Below are 4,009 nucleotides of genomic sequence, written 5' to 3' on the forward strand. Positions count from 1 at the left end.
GAAGCGGCTGATGCCCTGGTGATGGACCGTCGCTGGCTGGACATGCCGCTCAACGAGTTCGTGCCCGAGGCGCACAGCCAGGCACGCCAGATGATCGAGCGCCGCTTGAGCCGCGAGGTGGGCGAACGCAGGTTGGTCGATGAAGTTCGCTGGGCGCTGGAGAGGCGACCTGAACTGTTGCGTGATGGCTTGGAGGCCACGGCTGCGGCTTTGACGCTGCATCCGCGCACCTTGCAGCGTCGTCTGCAGGCAGAAGGTTTCAAGTACGTGGATGTGCAGTCTCAGGCCAAGTGCCAGCGTGCGCAGACCATGCTCAAGCGGCGTGCCATCAGCATGGAATCCATCAGTGTCGAGTTAGGCTTTTCCGACCGGCGGGCCTTTACGTTCGCCTTCAAGCGCTGGACGGGTTTGTCGCCCAGTGCCTACCGTGATCAATTGGGCTTGAGCGCCCGTTGAGCAGGTCTGGGCTCTGATAGAGTCCGGCACATGTCAGAACGTTCAGATCTCCAAGGCCGGCACATCGTGCTGGGCCTGACGGGCGGCATTGCCTGCTACAAATCGGCCGAACTCGTTCGCCTGCTGACCAAGGCGGGCGCCACCGTGCAGGTGGTCATGACGGAGGCGGCCGAAGCCTTCATCACGCCCGTGACCATGCAAGCACTCTCCGGGCGCGCGGTGGTGACCAGCCAGTGGGATGCGCGCGAACCCAACAACATGGCGCACATCAACCTTGGCCGAGAGGCCGATGCGGTGATCGTGGCACCCGCCAGTGCGGATTTCATCGCCAAACTGGCGCAGGGCAGGGCCGATGAGTTGTTGAGCCTGCTGTGCCTGGCGCGCCCTCGTGAGCGATGCCCCTTGTTGGTGGCACCGGCCATGAACCGCGAGATGTGGTCGCATCCGGCCACGCAACGCAATGTGGCCACGCTGGTGGCCGATGGCACGCTCATCCTGGGGCCAGGTTGTGGTGATCAGGCCTGCGGCGAAGTGGGCGATGGGCGGATGCTGGAGCCCGCCGAGTTGCTGGACGATCTGATCGCCTTCTTCCAGCCCAAGCTGCTGACTGGTCGACGCCTGCTGATCACGGCCGGCCCGACCTTCGAGCCCATCGATCCGGTGCGAGGCATCACCAATCACTCGTCAGGCAAGATGGGCTTTGCCTTGGCGCGTGCGGCAGCCGAGGCTGGCGCCGATGTCACCTTGGTGGCTGGGCCTGTGCATTTGCCCACGCCGCGCGGCGTCAAGCGCGTGAACGTGATGACTGCTCAGCAGATGTATGAGGCCGTGGTGCCGCATGCGTCGGCCTATGAGGTGTTCATTGCCACGGCGGCTGTGGCCGATTGGCGCCCAGCCAACCTGAGCGAACACAAGATCAAGAAGGAAGGCAAGAAGCTGGCCCCGACCTTCGAGCTGACCGAGAACCCCGACATTCTGGCGGCGGTGGCCGCCTTGCCCAAGCCGCCTTATTGCGTGGGCTTTGCCGCTGAGAGCGAGAACCTGCTGGAGCACGCGCGCGCCAAGCTGATCCGCAAACGCATCCCGCTGATCATCGGCAATCTGGGGCCGGCCACCTTTGGCCGTGATGACAACGCCTTGCTGGTGGTGGACGCCCAGGCGCACCATGCGCTGCCGGCGGATGGGCAGCCCGTCGATAAACTCACTCTGGCCCGCGTCCTGATGCAGGAGCTGGCGCAACGCCTTCAAGCAGTTCAAGCATGACTACAGTAGATATTCGCGTTCTCGATCCCCGCATGAGCGACAGCCTCCCGGCATATGCCACGCCAGGGAGTGCCGGCTTGGACCTGCGTGCCTGCCTGGATGAACCTGTTGTGCTTGAGCCGGGGCAGGCTCATCTGATCCCCACAGGCTTGTCCATGCACCTGGGCGATCCTGGCTTGGCAGCGATGATCCTTCCCCGCTCGGGTTTGGGCCACAAGCACGGCATCGTGTTGGGCAATCTGGTCGGTTTGATCGACTCGGATTACCAGGGGCCTTTGATGGTCAGTTGTTGGAACCGCGGCTCGGCGGCGTTCACTATCCAGCCTATGGAGCGCATTGCGCAACTGGTGATCGTCCCGGTCGTGCAAGCCAGCTTCCGCCTGGTAGACAGTTTTGAAGATGCCTCTCAGCGCGGCGCAGGCGGTTTCGGCTCGACGGGCACGCGCTGAGCGCATCCGGGCAAGAAGGCCAAGTCAGTGCAGGGTGGCGTCCGAGGGCGCGGCCTGGATCAGGCTCAGCGGCGAATCAGACACAGAGCCCTGTTCCGCTTCTTCTTGCGTCGCCGCACGCACGTCCACCACCTTGAGCGACAGGTGCAAGGCCAGGCCTGCCAAAGGGTGGTTGCCATCCAGCACCACGTGTGTCTCGTACACCTCGGTCACGGTGTAGACCACGTCTGCGGGCATGTCCGGCGTCTTGGATCCTTCAGGTGGACCTTCAAACTGCATGCCTTCTGACACCTCCGGCGGGAAGATGTCGCGGGATTCGAAGAACACGAGTTCAGCGTGGTAGTCGCCAAATGCGTCTTCCGGCTCCAGATGCAGATTAGCCTCGAAGCCAGTGCTCTGGCCTAGCAGGGTTTCTTCGACCTTGGGCAACAGGTCTTCGCCACCCAGGAGGAACTCCATGGGTTCGGCCAGTTCATCAATGAGTTGCCCCTGGGCGTCTTCCAGACGCCACACCAGGCTCACTACGCAGGGAGAGGAAATGATCATGCCCCGATCATCTCATGCCCTGTTGCCCAGCCTCGTGCCGACATGCAGGCCTCGTTGAGCCTGATCAGGAGCGGGCAGGCCACAGGCATCGCACAATGGCGGCATGAAAGCCCCCAAGACCTCCACCAAATCGGCCGCCGCGCCGCAAGCCCCGGCAGGGCCCCTGGACATCGATCAGATCACGCCGTTGCTGGGTGGCATGTCGCCAGCCAAATTCATGCGCGACTACTGGCAGAAGAAGCCCTTGCTGATCCGCCAGGCCATACTTGGTGTGCAGTCGCCCATTGAACGCAGCAAGCTGTTTGCGCTGGCCGAGAGCGAGGACGTGGAGTCTCGCCTGATCGTCAAGACCGATGGCGCTGCAAAAAAATCGAAAAAGGCTGGTGCGGATGCCGGCTGGCGCATGTCCCATGGCCCGATGAACCGCCGCAGCCTGCCGGCCATGTCTCAGCCAGGTTGGACCTTGTTGGTGCAGGGCCTGGATCTGCACGTGCCTGCTGCGTATGAGCTGCTGCAACAATTTCGCTTTGTGCCGGATGCCCGCCTGGACGACCTGATGATCTCCTACGCCACGGACGGTGGCGGTGTGGGCCCGCATTACGACTCGTATGACGTCTTCTTGCTGCAAGTGCACGGTCAGCGCCGCTGGCGCATCGGGCCACTGAAGGATGCCAGCCTGCAGGCCGATGTGCCCTTGAAGATCCTGACCCATTTCGTACCCGAGCAGGATCTGGTGCTGGAACCCGGCGACATGCTCTACCTGCCGCCACGCTGGGCGCACGATGGCATCGCGCAAGGCGAATGCATGACGTGCTCGGTGGGCTTCCGAGTGCCAGAGAAGACCGATCTGGCACGTGAAGTGCTGCTTCGTCTCGTTGAAGGCCTGGAGTGCCCGGAGGTGCCGGATTTGTACAAGGATCCCGAGCAGCCGGCTACCGTCACGCCGGGCCAGATTCCTGCCGCGCTGCAGGAGTTCGCCTTGGCCGCCGTGATGAAGGCCTTGAAAGACCCTTCGGCCTTGCACTCTGCTCTGGGCGAGGTGCTGTCAGAGCCCAAGCCTCGCGTGTGGTTCCAGGCTGGCGAGCCTTTGCCGGACGGTGTCGGGGTGCGCCTCGACCCGCGCACCCGCATGGTCTACGATGACAAGCGCGTCTTTGCCAATGGCGAGTCCTGGGTGGCTGCAGGCAAGGATGCCCGTCAGTTGCGCCTGTTGGCTGATCGGCGTGCCCTGTCTGCATCCGATGTCGCCAGGGTCAGCCCGGCACTCAGGGAGTTGCTGGATCAGTGGACGGAAG

Annotated in this window: 5 protein-coding genes; 4 read left to right on the forward strand and 1 reads right to left on the reverse strand. The window is 63.2% G+C overall.

The window, feature by feature from the left end:
- The 3 genes from EPO09_RS11050 to dut form a co-directional block, all read left to right on the forward strand.
- The coding region (locus EPO09_RS11050) for an AraC family transcriptional regulator (RefSeq protein WP_290643045.1) at positions 1–456 on the forward strand (456 nt) is incomplete at its 5' end.
- A gap of 30 nt (positions 457–486) precedes the next feature.
- Positions 487–1,719, forward strand: coding sequence for a bifunctional phosphopantothenoylcysteine decarboxylase/phosphopantothenate--cysteine ligase CoaBC (coaBC, locus tag EPO09_RS11055; protein ID WP_290643047.1), 1,233 nt, complete (start codon positions 487–489; stop codon positions 1,717–1,719).
- Positions 1,716–2,168, forward strand: coding sequence for a dUTP diphosphatase (dut, locus tag EPO09_RS11060; RefSeq protein ID WP_290643049.1), 453 nt, complete (start codon positions 1,716–1,718; stop codon positions 2,166–2,168). Before coaBC ends, dut begins: the two co-directional genes overlap by 4 nt.
- Before the next feature lie 24 nt (positions 2,169–2,192).
- On the opposite strand, the gene EPO09_RS11065 is transcribed toward dut, so the two are convergent.
- Positions 2,193–2,714 carry a peptidylprolyl isomerase gene (locus tag EPO09_RS11065; protein WP_290643051.1) on the reverse strand — a complete coding sequence of 174 codons (522 nt, stop codon included), beginning with the start codon at positions 2,712–2,714 and terminating at the stop codon, positions 2,193–2,195.
- A 169-nt stretch (positions 2,715–2,883) separates the two neighbouring features.
- On the opposite strand from EPO09_RS11065, the gene EPO09_RS11070 reads away from it, so the two are divergent.
- Positions 2,884–4,009: cupin domain-containing protein (locus EPO09_RS11070; protein WP_290643053.1), on the forward strand; the 1,126-nt coding region annotated here is incomplete at its 3' end.

The organism is Aquabacterium sp., assembly GCF_004297345.1.
Lineage (GTDB): Bacteria > Pseudomonadota > Gammaproteobacteria > Burkholderiales > Burkholderiaceae_C > Aquabacterium.